The 16,370-nt window shown below is 73.7% G+C and carries 15 protein-coding genes; 4 read left to right on the forward strand and 11 right to left on the reverse strand.

The window, feature by feature from the left end:
* The first annotated feature begins 100 nt into the window (after window positions 1-100).
* Together modA and EAO71_RS02760 are read left to right on the forward strand one after the other, a co-directional pair.
* The gene (gene modA / locus EAO71_RS02755) at window positions 101-916 is read left to right on the forward strand and encodes a molybdate ABC transporter substrate-binding protein (protein ID WP_147976150.1); all 816 of its coding nucleotides are present in this window, start codon (window positions 101-103) and stop codon (window positions 914-916) included.
* Window positions 917-996: 80 nt separating this feature from the next.
* On the forward strand, window positions 997-2,985 hold the full coding sequence (locus EAO71_RS02760) for an ABC transporter permease (protein WP_147976151.1): 1,989 nt from the start codon (window positions 997-999) through the stop codon (window positions 2,983-2,985).
* Between the two features lie 60 nt (window positions 2,986-3,045).
* Here EAO71_RS02760 and EAO71_RS02765 read toward each other — a convergent pair whose 3' ends face one another.
* From EAO71_RS02765 to EAO71_RS02780, 4 genes are all read right to left on the reverse strand, one after another.
* Window positions 3,046-4,212 carry a lactate 2-monooxygenase gene (locus EAO71_RS02765; RefSeq protein ID WP_147976152.1) on the reverse strand — a complete coding sequence of 389 codons (1,167 nt, stop codon included), beginning with the start codon at window positions 4,210-4,212 and terminating at the stop codon, window positions 3,046-3,048.
* Window positions 4,213-4,281: 69 nt separating this feature from the next.
* Window positions 4,282-4,635: a fluoride efflux transporter CrcB gene (gene crcB / locus EAO71_RS02770; protein WP_147976153.1), complete on the reverse strand. Its 354-nt coding sequence runs from the start codon at window positions 4,633-4,635 to the stop codon at window positions 4,282-4,284.
* Complete coding sequence (locus EAO71_RS02775) at window positions 4,632-4,979, reverse strand: DUF190 domain-containing protein (RefSeq protein ID WP_147976154.1); 348 nt, start codon at window positions 4,977-4,979, stop codon at window positions 4,632-4,634. Before EAO71_RS02775 ends, crcB begins: the two co-directional genes overlap by 4 nt.
* Window positions 4,976-5,386, reverse strand: a complete 411-nt coding sequence (locus tag EAO71_RS02780) for a fluoride efflux transporter FluC (protein ID WP_147976155.1) — start codon at window positions 5,384-5,386, stop codon at window positions 4,976-4,978. Before EAO71_RS02780 ends, EAO71_RS02775 begins: the two co-directional genes overlap by 4 nt.
* Before the next feature lie 491 nt (window positions 5,387-5,877).
* Here EAO71_RS02780 and EAO71_RS02785 point away from each other — a divergent pair, with 491 nt between their 5' ends.
* Window positions 5,878-7,044, forward strand: coding sequence for an IS701 family transposase (locus tag EAO71_RS02785; protein WP_147976169.1), 1,167 nt, complete (start codon window positions 5,878-5,880; stop codon window positions 7,042-7,044).
* Window positions 7,045-7,273: 229 nt separating this feature from the next.
* Here EAO71_RS02785 and EAO71_RS02790 read toward each other — a convergent pair whose 3' ends face one another.
* The 5 genes from EAO71_RS02790 to EAO71_RS02810 form a co-directional block, all read right to left on the reverse strand.
* Entirely contained in the window at window positions 7,274-9,247 is a 1,974-nt protein-coding gene (locus tag EAO71_RS02790) for a helix-turn-helix domain-containing protein (protein WP_147976156.1), read from the reverse strand.
* A gap of 297 nt (window positions 9,248-9,544) precedes the next feature.
* Window positions 9,545-10,417, reverse strand: a complete 873-nt coding sequence (locus tag EAO71_RS02795) for an AfsR/SARP family transcriptional regulator (protein WP_147976157.1) — start codon at window positions 10,415-10,417, stop codon at window positions 9,545-9,547.
* 325 nt (window positions 10,418-10,742) lie between these two features.
* Window positions 10,743-11,393, reverse strand: a complete 651-nt coding sequence (locus EAO71_RS02800; RefSeq protein ID WP_187282533.1) for a ScbR family autoregulator-binding transcription factor — start codon at window positions 11,391-11,393, stop codon at window positions 10,743-10,745.
* 171 nt (window positions 11,394-11,564) lie between these two features.
* A complete protein-coding gene (locus tag EAO71_RS02805) occupies window positions 11,565-12,335 on the reverse strand; it encodes a glucose 1-dehydrogenase (protein WP_147976158.1) in 771 nt (256 codons plus the stop codon).
* Window positions 12,336-12,452: 117 nt separating this feature from the next.
* Window positions 12,453-13,145, reverse strand: a complete 693-nt coding sequence (locus tag EAO71_RS02810; protein WP_147976159.1) for an HAD family hydrolase — start codon at window positions 13,143-13,145, stop codon at window positions 12,453-12,455.
* Between the two features lie 365 nt (window positions 13,146-13,510).
* Between EAO71_RS02810 and EAO71_RS02815 the strand changes: the two genes are divergently transcribed.
* Window positions 13,511-14,467 carry a ScbA/BarX family gamma-butyrolactone biosynthesis protein gene (locus EAO71_RS02815; protein ID WP_147976160.1) on the forward strand — a complete coding sequence of 319 codons (957 nt, stop codon included), beginning with the start codon at window positions 13,511-13,513 and terminating at the stop codon, window positions 14,465-14,467.
* 30 nt (window positions 14,468-14,497) lie between these two features.
* Here EAO71_RS02815 and EAO71_RS02820 read toward each other — a convergent pair whose 3' ends face one another.
* Both EAO71_RS02820 and EAO71_RS02825 read right to left on the reverse strand, forming a co-directional pair.
* Window positions 14,498-14,965 (reverse strand): anthrone oxygenase family protein, encoded by a 468-nt coding sequence (locus EAO71_RS02820; RefSeq protein WP_147976161.1) that lies wholly within the window; start codon window positions 14,963-14,965, stop codon window positions 14,498-14,500.
* Between the two features lie 46 nt (window positions 14,966-15,011).
* Window positions 15,012-16,370 (reverse strand): vWA domain-containing protein (locus EAO71_RS02825; RefSeq protein ID WP_147976162.1); only part of this gene is annotated, 1,359 nt, incomplete at its 5' end.

Genomic DNA, 16,370 nt, shown 5'->3' on the forward strand with positions numbered 1-16,370 from the left:
CCCTCACGCACCACGAGCGGCGGCGCCCGTCACCGACGCGGCTCGAACGTCCCGCGCCGGACGGCATCCGCCGGCCACGTCCCCAAGGAGTTCCGCCGTCATGCCCTTCACCCCGACCCTCACCGGACGCCGCGCCGCGGCCGCCGCCCTGACGGCCGCCCTGCTCGTGCCCCTGGCCGCCTGCGGTGACGGCGGCGCCAAGGAGGACGCCGCCGGCTCCCGGCCGTCCGGCTCGGCGAGCGGAGCGCCCGCCGCGCAGCTCACGGTGCTCGCCGCCGCGTCGCTGACGGACGTCTTCAAGACCGCGGGCGCCGCGTACGAGAAGACGCACCGCGGCACGAAGATCACCTTCTCCTTCGCCGGCTCCCAGGAGCTCGTCGCCCAGGTCGCGCAGGGCTCCCCGGCCGACGCGCTGGTCACCGCCGACACCAAGAGCATGGACAAGGTGAAGGCGGACACGGGGACCCCGACCGTCATCGCGAGGAACCGGCTCGTCATCGCCACCGGCGAGGGCAACCCGCACAAGGTCGACGAGCTGAAGGACCTGGCCGACACCGGGCTGAAGGTCGTCCTGGCCGCGCCCGAGGTGCCCGCCGGCAAGTACAGCAAGAAGATCCTGGACGCCCAGAAGATCACGGTGAAGCCGGTCTCCCAGGAGCCGAACGTCCGCGCCGTGCTCAGCAAGGTCGAACTCGGCGAGGCCGACGCCGGTCTCGTCTACAAGACCGACGCCGCGTCCGCCGCGGACAAGGTCGACGCGGTCGAGATCCCGGACGCCCAGAACGCGATCGCCGCGTACCCGGCCGCCACACTGAAGGAGTCCGCGAACGCCGAGGCGGCGGCCGCCTTCGTCGCCTGGCTGTCCTCGCCGGAGGCGCAGAAGATCCTCCAGGACGCCGGCTTCCAGAAGCCGTAGCCCTCGGATCGCGGGGGCTGCCCGTCCCGGGGGAACGGGCAGCCCCTCGCACCACCTCCCCCCCGACCCAGGGAGCACCGATGAGACGAGCAGGCGTCCGTACGCCGGGCCCGCGCGTGCCGGTCACGCTGGCGCTCCCCGCGCTGGTGGCCGTGGCGTTCCTGCTGCTCCCGCTCGTCGGCATCCTCGTGCGCACCCAGTGGGGCGAGCTGGCGGACCATCTCGGCGCGCCGGGCACCCTGCAGGCGCTGCGCCTGTCGTTGCTGGTGTCGTTCTGGGCGCTCGGTCTCTCGCTGGTGCTGGGGGTGCCGCTGGCCTGGCTGCTGGCCCGGGTGTCCTTCCCGGGCAAGGCGGTCGTCCGCTCCCTCGTCCTGCTGCCCATGGTGCTGCCGCCCACGGTCGGCGGTGTCGCGCTGCTGCTGGCATTCGGCCGGCGCGGGCTGCTCGGCCCCTGGCTGGAGAGCACCTTCGGCATCACGTTCCCGTTCCACACCTCCGGCGCCGTGCTCGCCGCGACCTTCGTGGCGATGCCCTTCCTCGTCATCAGCCTCGAAGGGGCGCTCGGCGGACTGCGCCCGCGGTACGAGGAGACGGCGGCCTCGCTCGGTGCCTCACCGGTACGCGTCTTCTTCACCGTCACGCTGCCCATGGTCGCGCCCGGCCTGATCGCGGGCGCCGCGCTCACCTGGGCCCGGGCCCTCGGCGAGTTCGGGGCGACGATCACCTTCGCGGGCAACCTGCCCGGCACCACGCAGACCCTGCCGCTCCAGGTCTACCTGCTGCTCCAGGAGGAGCCGGAGGCCGCCACTTCCGTCTCCCTGCTGCTCCTGGTGATCGCCATGGCCGTGCTCATCGCCCTGCGCGGCCGCTGGACCGGAACGCCCACCGGCCGCGAGCGCCGCACCACGGCCCCGGCGGATCCGGGCGACGCGCGCGGCTCGGAGCGCGGGACGGCGGACGCTCCCGGGCCGGCCGGGGTCCCCCTCGCGAAGACAGGCGCCGTCGAGGAGGCCGGCCCGGGAGCGTCCGCGGCGCGTTGGCCGCTGCACGCCGAGGTCACGGGCTTCACCCGTCTGACGCTGGACGCCGAGCCGGGCACGACGATCGCCGTCGTCGGCCCCAACGGCGCGGGCAAGACCACCCTGTTGCGTGCTCTGCTCGGCCTCACCCCGCGTGCCCACGCCGTGCTGCGGCTCGGCGGCACCGACGTCACCGAGCTGCCGCCGCACCGCCGTCAGGTCGCGTGGGTGCCGCAGGACGGCGCTCTCTTCCCCCACCTGACGGCGCTGGCGAACACCGCGTACGGGCTGCGGGTGCAGGGCGTCCGCCGGGGCGAGGCCCGGCGGACCGCACAGGACTGGCTCGACCGGCTCGGCGTCGGCCACCTCGCCCACCGCCGGCCCGCGCAGCTCTCCGGCGGCCAGGCCCAGCGCGTCGCCCTGGCCCGCGCGCTGGCCGCGCGTCCCCGGCTCCTCGTGCTCGACGAACCGCTCGCCGCGCTCGACCAGACCACCCGCGCCCACGTCCGCCACACGCTGCGCACCCATCTCCGGCGTTTCGGCGGTGTCTGTCTGATCGTCACCCACGACCCTGTCGAGGCCGTCTCCCTCGCGGACCGCGTCCTCGTCCTCGACGAGGGACGGGCCCTCCAGGACGCCCCGCCAGCCGAGGTCAGCCGTCATCCCCGCTCGCCCTGGGTCGCGCGCATGCTGGGCCGCAACGCCTGGCCCGGCGCCGCCACCGCCGACGGGCTGGCGCTGGCCGGCGGCGGCACCCTCGTCACCGCCGACCCGCTGCCGCCGGGCACGGACGCCCTCGCCGTCATCGCGCCCGAGGCCGTCGCGCTCCACCGCGAGAAGCCGGGCGGCAGTCCCCGCAACGTCTGGCCGGGCACCGTGCGGGAGATCACCGCGAGCGGCAGCCGCCTCCGGATCCTCGTCACCTCCCCGAAGGCGCCGGACCTCGTCGCCGAGATCACCCCGCAGGCCGCCGCCGAACTCGGCCTCGCCGAGGGCACGCCCGTGTGGACCAGCGTCAAGGCGACCGAGACGACGCTCGTCGCGCTCTGACGGCCGGGCCGGGGGCCGGGGGAACCGGGCGCCGCCCGCGGTGCCCTGGCGGCGGCGACGTCAGACCTCCGGGCCCTCCGTCAGGTCGGCGCGGCTCAGCGTCCCCGGGGTCGCGTGGCCCGACAGGGCGAGGGTCAGGTCGAGTTCGGCGAGCAGGCAGCGGATCACGTGGTCCACGCCCTGCTCCCCGTCCAGCGCCAGACCGTAGGCGTACGGGCGGCCGACGAGCACGCCGTCCGCGCCGAGGGCCAGCGCCTTGGCGATGTCGTCCCCGGTGCGGATACCGCTGTCGAAGAGGACGGTCAGCCGGTCGCCGACCGCGTCGGCGACACCCGGCAGGGCGTCAGCGGCGGCGACGGCCCCGGCGACCTGCCGGCCTCCGTGGTTGGAGACGACGACGCCGTCCATGCCGGCCTCGGCCGCCGCGCGGGCGTCGTCGGGGTGCAGGATGCCCTTCAGGACGATCGGACCGTCCCAGTTCTCCCGGAGGAAGGCCAGATCCGGCCAGGTCTTCCCCGGGTCGGCGAACATCGACACGAAGTGCATGACCGCCGCGTTCGGGTCCTCCTCGACGGGCTTGGCCAGGCCCGCCCGGAACGCCGGGTCGCTGAAGTAGTTGGCGGTGCCGACCCCGTGCAGGAACGGCAGGTACGCCTGGTCGAGGTCACGGGGGCGCCAGGAGAGCAGCGGGGTGTCGAGCGTGACGAACAGGGCGGTGAATCCGGCCGCCTCGGCACGGCGCAGGAAGGAGCGGGCGACCTCGACGTCCTTGGGCCAGTAGAGCTGGAACCAGCGTTCGCCCTCTCCCATCGCCTCCGCGACCGCTTCCATCGGTGTGCTGGAGGCGGAGGACAGCACGTACGGCACGCCGCGCGCCGCCGCGGCACGGGCCGCCGCCGGTTCGGCGCCCGGGTGCAGGATCGACAGGACGCCGACGGGCGCGAGGGCGACCGGTGCCGGGACCGGCCTGCCGAGCAGTTCGCAGGAGAGGTCCCGTTCGCGCACGTCGCGCAGCATGCGCGGGACGATCCTGCGCCGTGCCAGGGCGGCCCGGTTGGCGCGGGCCGTGGATCCGTCGCCCGCGCTGCCGGCGACGTAGCCGACCGGGCCGGGGCCGAGCCGCCGGGCGGTCAGCTCCTCCAGACGGGTCAGGTCGGTGGGCAGCCGGGGCACCGCCCCGGTCATGCCGTTGAGGTAGATCTCGTACTGGAAGTCCGCCCAGGCCATGCGTCCCGTCCCTCATCTCGGAAGATCGTGGGCAGCACACTGCCACCGAACGGCCCGGTTGCGGAGCCCTCAGACCAGGACGGCTGCCTCGACGCCCAGCCAGACGGCTCCGAGTCCGGCGGCGAGGCTCCCGGCGACGTTGGCGGCGGCGTACCCGCGGGCCCCGCTCTCGTAGAGCCTCAGCGTCTCGTAGGAGAAGGTCGAGTACGTCGTCAGCGCCCCGCACAGGCCGGTGCCGAGCAGCAGCCAGGTGTGGGCGGAGGAGACGCCGGTGAGGAGGCCGAGCACGAACGAGCCGGCGACGTTGACGGTGAACGTGCCCCAGGGGAACACCGAGTCGTGGCGCCTCTGGACGGCACGGTCCGTCAGGTAGCGCAGGGGCGCGCCGACGGCCGCGCCGGCCAGCACGAGCAGCCAGTTCACCCCGTGGTCTCCCGGCCCGCGTAGCGGACGACCTCGCAGTCGTCGAGGATGACCAGACCCTCCGTCACCAGCTCCTCCAGCTCGGGCAGGAAGGCGCGTACCCGCTCCTCGGTGTCCACGATCAGGATCGCGACCGGGAGGTCCTCGCTCAGCGACAGCAGCCGCGAGGTGTGGATCAGGGAGGAGGCGCCGAAGCCCTCGATCCCGCGGAAGACGGAGGCTCCGGCGAGGCCGGCCGCGTGCGCGCGGTGGACGATCTCGGAGGAGAGGGGCCGGTGGTGCCACGTGTCGCTCTCGCCCACCAGGATCGTCACCCTCAGGGCCCTGCCCGCCAGTCTCGTCACGCCGTCCTCCTCGCCAGTACGCCGCGGGTGGCCGCGGTCGCGGCCCAGACGGCGGCGAGTGCCGCCGTCACCGTCGCCCCCATGTATGCCAGGCCGCGGGCCGTCTCCCCCGCGGCCAGCAGACGCTGCGTGTCGAGGGCGTAGGTGGAGAAGGTGGTGAAGCCGCCGAGGATCCCGGTGCCGAGGAAGGGACGGACGAGCGGGTGGGGGGCCGTACCGGCCTCGGTCACCAGGACGACGAGGGTGCCGATCGCCGCGCAGCCGAGGATGTTGACGCCGAACGTGGTCCACGGGAAGGCGCCCGCCGGGGTGGGCCAGAGGAGCGCGGCGCCGTAGCGGGCGGCGGCGCCGAGGGCCCCGCCCGCGGCGACGACCCCGACGAACGGGAGCTGCCCTCGAAATCCCATGTCCCCAGGCTAAGGGCAGGGAGCGAGGCGGCCAGGGGGGTCCTGGCCTGGGGCATTAACCAGGGGCCGGCCCGAGCCGCCTCGTCCTGCGATGTTCGGCCGGGGGCACATCCGGGTCAAAGGCGACGCGCCGAGTGTGTCAGTTTCCCGCGCACACCGGACGAAACGCCGCCGACGTGTCGGTGGCCGGATTCCGGCCCCTGGTGGTCGGGCCACACTCCCACCCCCTGACGGGACGTCGGCCGCCCTGACGCGCGGGACCGCCAGGGGGGCCACCGGTGGTCCGGCCACCATCGACGGGGCGAGACCGGTGCCGGGTCCACCTCGTCCCCGGGGCGCGGAGGCGCGAATGTGGAGGGGCAGCTGGAGGGAGCTGTAAACCCGTAGGCAGGAGTGTCGTGAGTACATCCGTCGCAACCACACGCAGGCCCCTGGCGGWCCCGCTGGGCCCCCGGCACCGCACCGGGCACGGACCGCAGTGCGCGCCGTACCTGAACGCGGTGGCCGACGACGTCCACGACGTCTACGACGAGCTGTGTGCCACGCTCTTCTCGGGCTTCCCGCGTCGTGACCAGCGTATGAAGGCCGCGCAGTACCTGCAGGGGCTGCTGACCGCGCAGGGCCGCAAGTCGATCCGCAACATCGCGGCGCACGTCGGCGGCGCGGCCGCCGAGCAGAGTCTGCACCACTTCATCTCCAGTTCCACCTGGGACTGGCGGCCGATGCGTTCCGCGCTCGCCGGGTTCATGGAGCAGGTCAGCTGCCCGCAGGCGTGGGTCGTGCGGTCGATGCCGATACCCAAGGCCGGGCAGCATTCGGTGGGTGTGGACCGCCGGTTCGACCCCGAGCGGGGGCAGGTCTTCCGCGGCCAGCAGGCGTTCGGCGTGTGGTTCGCCGCCGAGGAGCTGAGCGTGCCGGTCAACTGGCGTCTCTTCCTGCCCGATCCGTGGGTGAAGGACCGGACCCGGCGGGACCGGGCGGAGGTCCCCGAGGAGGCGCACGAGGAGACGCAGGAGGAGTGCGCGGTCGCGGCGGCCCTCGACACCGCCCGCTGGCAGGGTGTCACCCGCAAGCCGGTGCTGCTCGACATCCGGGGCGGGGCGGGCCGGGCGGCGCTGGGCCGGCTGGCCGCCGCGGAGCTTCCGGTCGTCGCCCGGATAGGCCCGGGCTGCCGGCTCACGATCGCGGACCGCGCGCTGCCCGGGTTCGGTGCCGGACCGCTGCCCGCCCAGCACATCCTGGAGTCGCTCAAGGGCCTGCGCCGGCCGGTGAGCTGGGTGGACGCCGCGGCCGGCACCCGGACCTCGCGGACGTCCCTGGCGACCGCTGTCCGGGTCGTCCTGCCGACCCCCGCGGGGGAGCGGATGCGTCCGATGACGCTGCTCGGCGAGTGGGACGACCCGCAGCAGCCGCCGGCCCGGCTGTGGATCAGCGACGTGCCCGGCGCGACGGTCGGCTCGCTGCTGCGGCTGACCAAGCTGACGCGCCGGGTCGCCCGGGACTTCACCGAGGTCGGCGAGGGCGCGGGGCTGCGGGACTTCGTGGGCCGTTCGTTCCGCGGCTGGCATCGTCACATCACGCTCGCCTCGGCCGCGCACGCGGCGACGGTCCTGGCGACGGACTGGGACTCGGTGTACGGCTCACGCACCGCGGGCTGACGGCCGGTCCGGTCCCCACGACCGGATCCCTCCGGCGTCCGGTCCCCCACGACCGGCGGCCTCCCCCGACCGGCTCCCCACGGCCGGTCACCGGTCCGGCTCCCCTGGGCCCGCCGCTCAGATGTCTTCGAGGGGCTCAGGGGGGCCGGTCGGCCGGCGGGGACGGCGGACGCCCGTCGTCCCGCGATCCCCGGCGGGCCTGCCCCGCCGGGAGACCGGTGGGGCGTGCTCAGGGGACCGGTCGTTCCTCCGTGCCGCGCTGTCCGGCGAGGACGGCGCGGGTGCGCTGGAGGCGCAGGGCCAGCTGGACCTCCAGGATCTGGCCCGGCTTCTGCCACTGCGGGCCGAGGAGTTCCCCGATCCGTTCCAGCCGGCGCGAGACGGTGTTGGGATGGACGTGCAGGGCCTCCGCCGCGTTGGTGGGGCTGCCGCCCGAGGCGAAGTAGGCCTCCAGCGTGCGTGTCAGATCGGTGAACCGCTCGGCGTCGTAGTGCAGTACGGGTCCGATCGCGGAGTCGATGAAGCCGTCCACGTCGTGGTCGTCGGAGAGCAGCAGTCCGAGGAATCCCAGGTCCCGCACGGACGCGGCGGAGCCGGCGCCGCCGAGGGCGCTCATCGCGTCCAGGCAGCGCATGGCCTCCGCGAACATCCGGGCGGCCCCGTCCGGGCCGTGGCCGGGACCGGCCGCGCCGACCGAGACCGGGTGCCCGAGCAGCGGGGACACCTCGCCGGACACCGCGCGGGCCGCAGCCGAGGCGTCCTCGCCGGGCAGCAGCAGGACGATGCAGCCGCCCTGGACGGTCTTCAGTCCGGACATGCGGTACGCGTACGACGACGCCCACACGACGGCCCGGCCCTGGTCACCTCCCTCCGGCCGTGCGACGACCAGGACGTGGGGCTTGCGCAGGTCGATGCCGAGGCGGCGGGCGCGCTGGGTGATCTGCTGGGGGGCGTGCTGGGGATCGGCGAGCAGGTCGTCGAGGAGTTCGTCGCGGACCGGGCCCTCGGCGACGGCGGTGGAGCGCTGCATCAGCAGCAGGAAGGCGACGGACTGGGCGGCCAGTTCGAGGAGCCGCCCGTCCTCGCCGGTCAGTCCGGTCGAGGCCCGGATGACCAGGACGCCGAGGTCCTCGGAGCCCGCGATGACCGGCGCCACCCAGGTGTTGTCGCCGGCGAGCACGGGTCTCCGGCCGGCGTGCGCGTCGAGGGAGGCCTTCGCCACCGCGTCCTCGTCGAGGCCGGGGATGTCGCCGCAGGTGGCGAGGCTGCGTCCGCCGGGGTCGCGGATCATCACGGTGCCGTCGAGCGCGTCGCCCGCCGCCGTGGCCACGTTGCACAGGTCCCCGCCCGCCAGGACGAGGTTCATGATCCGGCTGTGCGCCTCGCTGACGTGCCGCATGCGGGTGAGGCGGGTCCGCGCGCGGGAGCTGTCCCGCTCCAGTTCGGTGACCTCCGCCCGGGTCTGGTCGAGCAGGCCGGCCTTCTCGATGGCGACGGCGGCCAGGTCTGCCAGCGAGGACATCAGCGCGACCTCGTCGTGGGTGTAGTGGCGGACCCGGCGGTCGGCTCCGTACAGCACGCCGACCGTCGTGTCGCCGACCCGCAGGGGGGCGGCGATGACCGCGTGCAGGCCCTCGGCGCGGACGAGTTCGTCGACCTCCTCGGAGTGCGGGAAGCTCTCGTCGACGCTGTAGTCGGCGGTCCAGGCCGGTTCGCCGTGGGCGTGGGCCCGGGCGCCGAGGCCGCTGCCGTCGGGGACGAGGACGCCGTCGGCGAGCCCGGTGCGGCCGCCCTCGGCGGTGTGCACGTGGGACGAGAGGCCGTGCGCGTCGCGCAGGCTGACGCAGGCCGTGTCGCAGGCGAGCAGGCGGGCGGCCCGCCGGGCGATGACGCGCAGCAGCGTGTCGAGGTCGTACGGGAGGGTCAGGTCGCGGGCGGTGTCGACGAGGGTGGCGAGTCCGGCCTCGCGCTGTTCCCGGCGGTCCAGCGTGGCGCCGATGTCGGTGGCGAGCCGTACGGCCCGTCGGAGCCGGTCCAGTCGGGCGCCGTCCGTGCCCGTGCGCCGCGCCTCGCGGAGCAGTGCCTCGAAGCGGCTCGGCGGTGCCTGCCGGGCCAGTAGTTCCAGGACGGCGAGCGCGTCGGTACCGCAGGTCTCCCCTTCGTCGTCCGCGCCCGTGCCTCCGGCCGTGCCGTGCAAGGACATGTGTCCCAACCCCCGTTGTCGAGCGGATCGGGCGCCGCGAGGGAGCCCGTACTGCCGTCCGGAGCCGGTCAAGCTCCGGGCCGGCGGTCGATGGTGGTCACGGGCGGTGTGATCCGGCCGTGGGCCCGGGGTCGTGACGGGCCGTCGACCGCCGAGCGGACCCGTCCCGGGCACTGTGCAGTATCCCCTCCGCCGGTCCGGCCGGGCATCTCCCGGCGGAGGAGGCCGGCGGGACGGAACTCCCCTGCTCCCGGGCCGAGTCCGGGCCACCCGTCCGGTACGGGGCCCGGCGCCGCGTCAGAGGGAGAACCCCGCGGGTACGAGCCGGGGACGGGCGGAGTGGCCGGGCACGAACAGCGGCCGGGCCGCGCGCGCCGTGTCCCGGATGGCCAGGATCGACCGCTGGAGGCGGCGCAGCCGCGCCGAGGGCTCCCGCCCCGCCTTCTTCTTCAGTCCCTCGCAGAGCCGCTGGTAGACCTCCAGCGCCTCGTCCTGCCGGCCGCAGCGGAGCAGCGCGACCATGAACTGGCCGTGCAGGGGCTCGTCGGTGCGGTACTGCGCGACGAGTTCGGCGAGTTCGCCGATGATCTCGAAGTGGCGGCCGAGGGCCAGCTGGGCTTCGGCCCACTGGTCGAGGACGCTCAGCCGGGAGGTCTCCAGGCGCTCGATCTCGGCGCGCAGCCGGGGTCCGGCGGCAACCCCCGCGTAGGGGGTGCCCCGCCAGAGGGCGAGGGCTTCGGAGAGGCGTCGTACGGCTCGCTGGAGGTCGCCGGCCTCCATGGCCCGGTAGCCGGCGCCCGCCGCCCGTTCGAACCGCCAGGCATCGTGGGACCCGCCGCCGGTGTCGAGGCGGTAGCCGCCGGGCAGCGAGACGAGGACGGAGTCGGCGGTGCGCCGTTCCGGCCAGCCGGTGGCCGCGGTCCTCGGCTCGGCGTCGCGCAGGGCGGTGGTGATCAGGGCCCGCAGATCCTGGATGTGGGACTGGAGTTCGACCCGCGCCCCGCGGGGGGCGCCGGACGGCCAGAGCTCCTCCATCAGGACGGTCACCGGCACGACCTGGTCGGCGTGGGCGGCGAGCAGGGCGAGGAGCTGCCGCGGCGCGGCGGCGGTCGGGGTGATCGACACCCCGTTCTCGGCCACCGAGAGTCCCCCCAGGATGCGGACGTCCACTTTGCCCCCTCAGTGTCTACGCGCGGCATGCACGGGACGATTAGAAAAGAGACCCGGGGGCATGTCAATAAGAAACCGCTGGGTATGGAATCCCTGGGCGCGAGAACCGGGAGATATGCCCGGTTCGCCAGGATCTGAGTCCATCAAGGCTCAGTAAAAGACGGGAAGAAGCGTACCCGGCGCGACCGTACTCCGACTCGTGGGTACGCTTTCGCTCGCACTTCTTCGCGTTCAGGCAGGCGGCGGGGCCGTCTCCCCGCAGGGAAACCAGCAAGTAGGTATGGTTTTCAACGAAAAAGAAGGGGTCCGGAGATCACCGGTCCGGCTAGCCGGCCGCCGACTCCGCCGCGCCGAGCGCGCGGGCGCCCCGCCCCGGCTCCATGTCGAGACTCGCCAGGACGGCGGGCACCGCGATGCTGGGCAGCACGTGGCGGTAGAGCACCGAGGCCCACCGGTCCATCGCGGAGCGGTTGTGACCCAGCGCCTGCGTCATCATGTTCAGCCCGGCGTACGAGCCCACGATGAGCGGGGCCACCTCCTCCGGGTCGGCGTGGGGCAGCAGCTCCCCGCGCGCCTTGGCCTCGTTGAGGATGCGCAGGCTCAACTCGGTCCACTCCCGGTACGGCCCCCCGCGGTTGAGCTCGTGACCGCCCTGGTCGAGAGTCAGGCGCACGCTGCCGCGCAGCAGGCCGTCATGGGTCAGCCGGTGCGCGAACACCATGCCGACATCGACGAACTCCTGCAGCTTGGAGACCTGGGGCAGCGGCATCGGGGTGGCCGAGAMCKGGGYGTCGATCACCGCGTGCGCGAGGTCCTCCTTCGAGTCGAAGTGGAAGTAGAGCGCCCCTTTGGTGACCTGGGCCAGCTGGAGGATGTCGGTGAGTTTCGCGGCCTCGTAACCACGCTCGTCGAAGACGGTGGCGGCCGCTTCCAAGATCGCCTGGCGCGTCCGAATCGCGCGATCCTGCTTCGCCATTGGGGGTCACGTCCCTCTCGTCGCCCGGGGCCCCGCGGGGCCCCGGGCTCGCTCCGTGCCTGCGTGCACGTCACGGTCGAAAAAACCAAGTATGGACGGATACGTGCAGGGGCCACAAGAAGCCGCCCGCCGACCGTTCCACCCAGCTCATGATGCGGTCCGGTAGGCGGCTCACACCATCGTGAAGCCGCCGTCCACCGGCATGACGGCGCCGGTCACGAACGACGCCCGGTCGCTGCAGAGCCAGGCGGCGGCCTCCGCGATCTCCTCCGGCTCGGCCGTGCGCGGCTGCGGGGTGGCGGCGTGCAGCGCCTCCTCCGTCCCGGGCACCGCGGCGAACCACTCGGCGACGACCTCGGTGCGGGTGGTCCCGGGCGCCACCGAGTTGACCCTGATGCCCTGTGCCGCGTACTCGGCGGCGGCGGCCCGGGTCAGGCCTATGACCGCGTGCTTGGCGGCCACGTAGGGTGCGGCGACCGGGGTGGCGAGGAGCCCCCCGACGCTGCTGTTGTTGACGATCGCCCCGCCTCCGGTGGGCAGCATCGCGGCGATCTCGTCGCGCAGGCAGTTCCACACGCCGCGCACGTTCACGTCCATGATCCGGTCGTAGAGCTGCTCGTCCATCTCGTGCAGGGGCTCGCGGCCCGTGCCCCACCCCGCGTTGTTGAAGGCGACGTCGAGCCGGCCGTACGAATCCACCGCGTGCGCCACGGCGGCGCGGGTGTCCTCGCGACGGGTCATGTCCGCCACGACGTACTCGGCCTCGGCGCCCTGCTCCCGCAGCGACGCCACCAGGGCCTTGAGCCGGTCCTCGCGGCGGGCGGTGAGGACCACGCGGGCGCCCTCCCGGGCGAAGACCCGGGCCGCGGCGGCCCCGATCCCACTGCTGGCTCCGGTGATGAGGGCGACCTTGTCGGTCAGCAGTCGGTGGTCGGCGCTCATGGAAGGTGGTCTCCCTCGAAGGTCGGGTGGGCGACGCCCGCACGGCGGGGCGTCGTTCTCGGCAGGAACACGATGCCGGACCCGCGAGTGGTTCCGGGACCGGGGGTCACGTGGGGCTCACTCGCCCCAGAGCCGGCCGTCGGCGGCCTCGGCGTCCAGGGTGCGCAGCAGGGCTTCGTCGATCTCGTCCAGCGAGCGCACGACGTGCCGCACCCCCGCCTTCCGCATCAGTTCGCCCTGGAAACCGTGGGCGAAGTCGCTGGGGTGGCCGATGAAGGGAACGCCCAGCTCCCTGGCGGCCTCGGCGACGCGGGCGACGTCGTCGATGAAGAGGACCTCGTCGTTGCGCAGGCCGAACTCCGCGACGATCTCGCGCACTCCGGGACGGACCTCGTCGGTGCAGATGTACCCGGGGCCGTCGAAGAGCGCGGCCTGCTCGTGCAGGTGGCGGTCGAAGTGGCTCTTGTCGAGCCCGCCGTAGCAGACCGTGCGCAGTCCCAGCCCGCGCAGCCGCAGCAGCAGTTCGCCGGCGCCGGGCAGCGGCCGCAGCGGATGCTCGGCGAGATGGGCGGCCCGCTCCTCGAAGTAGGCGGCGAGCACCCGCTCGGGGCTCCAGTCGAGGCCGGCGGCGGCGCCGAGCGCGGCGGCGGCGGTCAGCCGGGTCTGGGAGAAGATCTCCCGTTCGACCTCGGCGTCGTAGTGCCCGCCGCGGCTGGTCACGAAGTGGTGGATGACCGGACTGAAGGTGTCGTTCAGCAGGACGCCGTCGATGTTGACGGCGGCCAGGGATATCCGGCGCAGGTGTTCCACGAAAGCTCCCAGGGACGACCGACGAGGGGCCGGTTGGCAGGGGTCGAACCGCGCGCGTGCTGGCGTGTTCGCCCGGACCGGCGTCTCGGGCGTCCGAGAAACAAACCCGGCGGTACAGATTTTCCGGCAGCGCGAAGATACCCGAAGCCGTCCCCATCGTGAACCCTGGTGTCCCAACAGTCGGACATCTGCCGTTCTGGCGATCTCTCCCGACCCGCCGGGCGTCCGGTACGCGGTGCGGCCCTGACCGGAGCGACCTGACAGATGGGTGCGGAAATGCTTGCGAAACCGACTCGCGGGTTCGTATCTTGCCCGGTGCTCGTCGTCCGACAACCGCTCAGAAGCTCCCCTGATCGAGGGTTCCCATGCTGCAGTCGCCCGCTCCGACCGACATCGCGGCCGACGGGGCCTTCCGTCCGCTCACCACGACGGCGCCCCGCGAGTACGTCCACCGGGCCGCCCTCGCCGAGGTGTTCCTGACCGCCGACTGGTGCCGGACGGACGAGACCCGTTTCACCTTCCACGCCCAGTGGCCGCGCGGGCACTCCTTCTTCGTCCCCGTCGACGGATCCCACTACGACCCGATGCTGACCGCGGAGACGATCCGTCAGGTGGGCGCGATCCTCGCCCACGTCGGCTTCGACGTCCCCCTGGGCCACCAGTTCCTGATGTGGGAGCTCAACTACCGCGTGGAGCCGCGTCTGACCAGGATCGGCGGCGCCCCCGCGGAGCTGCGCCTCGACGTCACCTGCTCCGACGTCCGGCGCCGGTCCGGTCGCCTCACGGGTCTGCGGTACGAGGTCGTCGCCCGCCAGGGCGGCCGCGTCCTCGCCACCGGCAGCGCCCGCTACACCGTCACCAGTCCCGAGGTGTACCGCCGGCTGCGCGGCGACCGGCTCACCGACCCGCAGCCCTGGACCGGGCGGCCCGCCGCGCCGACGGAGCCGGCCGCGGTCGGCCGTGACCGGGTCGCCGACGTGGTGCTGAGCCCGACCGGGCACGCGAACCGCTGGCAGCTGCGGGTGGACACCCGCCATCCGGTGCTCTTCGACCACCCCGGCGACCACATCCCCGGCATGGTGCTGCTGGAGGCCGCCCGCCAGGCCGTGCACGGTCAGGCGCCCACCGGCCGGACGGCTCTGCCCGTGGCGATGGATTCCGCGTTCCACCACTACGCCGAGTTCGGCAGCCCCTGCTGGATCGAGGCCGAGCCCGCCGTGGACGACCCGGGCGGCCCGAAGCGGCTGATCCGGGTGACCGGCCGCCAGGACGGGCAGGTGGTCTTCACCGCGATCACGACGGTCGCGGAACTGCCCGCGTAGGAGAGCCCCCGGCCGGGCGGCGCGAGCGCGTCAGGTGAGGGACGCGGCGATCAGCAGCCCGAAGGACGCGATGACGAGCAGCGTCCGGATCAGGTGGAAGCCGTTCCACCGCGTCTCGAAGGCGGCGCGGACGGCGGCCGGGTCCTCGCCCGTGGTCTCCGAGGCGGCCAGCGCGGTGTTCAGCGGGATGTTGCCGGCGACCGTGACCAGGTGGTTCAGCGCGGCGCAGACCAGTCCGGCGAGGATCAGCCACTTCTGGGTGTCGCTGCGCCCGTCCACCGGCACGAGGAACGCCGCGACGGGGAAGGCCAGGATGCCCAGGAAGACGGTCAGGAACACGGCCCTGGGCACGTACTCGTTGATCCGCCGCATGGCGTCGACGAACGCGGCGTCGCCGAGCCGGCCGAGGGCGGGCATGATCCCGGTGCGGAAGATCAGCATGAAGCCGGCGTAGAGGCCGGTGGACGCGACGGCGAGGGCGAGCAGCAAGGTGGCCATGGGCCCATCATGGCGGGCTCCATGGCCACCTCGCGGGCGTTGTGGATCATCCGCTGTACGGATCCTCCGATTCCGCCCCGCGGGAGGGACCGGCGGCCGGCAGGCCCAGCTTCTCGGCCTGCCGGATCGAGTCCGTCAGCTCCCTGACGACCTTCGAGCCCGACCGTTCGGCGATCGCCCCGGAGTACTCGGCGAGTGCCGACAGCCGCGGCGCGCCGGGCAGGTCGCCGCCGCGCAGCCGGTCGGCGAAGTAGGCGGCGACGGCGGTCAGCTGGAGGCTGTCGTGCCCGGCGGACCAGACCGAGGAGGTGAGCACGCCGGTGTCCACGGTGCCGGACTGCTCGTGCGGGGTGCGGCTCTTCGGGTCGAGCCAGCGGACCGTGGCCGTGGCCAGCCGGCCCGTCCGGCCGGGGCGGGTCTTCACGGCGTAGAGCGCGGTGACGGTGTGCCCGGCCCCGACCTCGCCGCCGTCGACCCGGTCGTTGCGGAAGTCGTCGTCCGCGACCGCCCGGTTCTCGTAGCCGATCAGCCGGAACGACTCGACCGTCGCACGGTCGAAGGCGACCTGCGCCTTGGCGTCGCGGGCCCGCAGCTCGACGTTGACCGGAAGCTGCTCGACGAAGACCTTGCGGGCCTGCTCGGGGGTGGAGACGTACGTCGTGTTGCCGTCGCCCTTGTCGGCGAGCTGCTCCATGAAGGCGTCCCCGTACTCGCTGCCGACGCCGACCCCGAAGAGGGTGATGCCGTGGGTCCGGCGCGCCTCGTCGATCCGGTTCAGGATCGACGTGGCCTCGGTGTCACCGGTGTTGGCGAGGGCGTCGGAGAGGAGCACGACCCGGTTCACGGCACCTTCGCGGCGCCCGCGGACGGCGACGTCGTAGCCGGTGCGCACACCGGCCTCGACGTTGGTGGACGACGTGGTCTCCAGGGCGGAGACGACCTGGTGGATCCGGTCGCGGCCGGAGCCGACGCGGGTCATGGGCAGCCGGGTCTCCGCCTCGTCGCTGAAGGTGACGAGGGCAACGGAGTCGTCGTCACGGAGCTGGTCGGTGAGGGTGCCGAGCGAGGTCTTGACGAGGTCGAGCCGGCCGGGCTCGGCCATCGAGCCGGAGATGTCGACGACGAAGGTGAGGGCGGCCGGCGGGCGTTCGCCCGTGCGGTCCGTGGCACGGGTGGCGAGTCCGACGCGCACGAGTGACCAGCCGTCCTCCCCGGTCTTCGCGCCGTCGAGCGTCACGCTGAACCCGTCGCCCTTCGGCCGGGGGTAGTCCGGCCGGAAGCTGTTGACGAACTCCTCGGGCCGCACGGTCGCCGGGTCCGGCAGCCGCCCCTCGGACAGGGTCCGGCGGGCGTAGCCGTACGAGGCGGTGTCCACGTCCAGGGCGAAGGTGGAGAGGTAGTCGGG

This window comes from Streptomyces sp. MS191 (assembly GCF_008042125.1).
Taxonomy (GTDB): Bacteria; Actinomycetota; Actinomycetes; order Streptomycetales; family Streptomycetaceae; genus Streptomyces.

Excerpts from the sequence above, each read along its gene's own strand:
- EAO71_RS02790 (WP_147976156.1), bottom strand. The coding sequence starts at position 9,247 with ATGTCCTTGCACGGCACGGCCGGAGGCACGGGCGCGGACGACGAAGGG.
- EAO71_RS02760 (WP_147976151.1), top strand. The coding sequence starts at position 997 with ATGAGACGAGCAGGCGTCCGTACGCCGGGCCCGCGCGTGCCGGTCACG.
- modA (WP_147976150.1), top strand. The coding sequence starts at position 101 with ATGCCCTTCACCCCGACCCTCACCGGACGCCGCGCCGCGGCCGCCGCC.
- EAO71_RS02820 (WP_147976161.1), bottom strand. The coding sequence starts at position 14,965 with ATGGCCACCTTGCTGCTCGCCCTCGCCGTCGCGTCCACCGGCCTCTAC.
- EAO71_RS02815 (WP_147976160.1), top strand. The coding sequence starts at position 13,511 with ATGCTGCAGTCGCCCGCTCCGACCGACATCGCGGCCGACGGGGCCTTC.
- EAO71_RS02780 (WP_147976155.1), bottom strand. The coding sequence starts at position 5,386 with ATGGGATTTCGAGGGCAGCTCCCGTTCGTCGGGGTCGTCGCCGCGGGC.
- EAO71_RS02805 (WP_147976158.1), bottom strand. The coding sequence starts at position 12,335 with ATGAGCGCCGACCACCGACTGCTGACCGACAAGGTCGCCCTCATCACC.
- EAO71_RS02765 (WP_147976152.1), bottom strand. The coding sequence starts at position 4,212 with ATGGCCTGGGCGGACTTCCAGTACGAGATCTACCTCAACGGCATGACC.